Source organism: Acinetobacter sp. 24-47-62 (genome assembly GCF_056779765.1).
On sequence record NZ_JBWYIN010000040.1, the window covers coordinates 1 to 440 of the forward strand.

At 43.9% G+C, this 440-nt stretch carries 1 protein-coding gene; it reads left to right on the forward strand.

Translation table 11 applies throughout. The annotated features are described in order from the left end of the window. Positions 1 to 440: Ig-like domain-containing protein (locus tag AC1M87_RS14785; RefSeq protein WP_481594122.1), on the forward strand; the 440-nt coding region annotated here is incomplete at both ends.

Here is a 440-nt window from a genome sequence, read left to right on the forward strand (position 1 = left end):
CCGACTGAAGAATTACCAGAAGGTGAATATACAGTTAAAGCTGAAGCGAAAGATGCGGTGGGTAATACTGCTACTGAAACTGCGGATGGCAAATTAACTGTAGATACAACTGCACCATCTGATACCGATGTAACGATTGATCCAATTGCGGATACAAACGATACAACGCCAGAAATCACAGGTACAACTGAACCAGGAACAACAGTAAATGTCGTTGTTAAAGACAAAGACGGTCAAGTTGTTGCAGAAGGTCCAGCGACAGTTACAGGTGACACATGGACATATACACCATCAGTTGAATTGGCAGATGGCGAATATGACGTAGTTGCAAAAGCAACAGATCAAGCAGGTAACACAGGTGAATCTCAGCCAGAGAGCTTCGAGGTTGACACAGTAGCGCCTGAATTAACCATCGATGAGCTTAAGCCAACAAACGATAC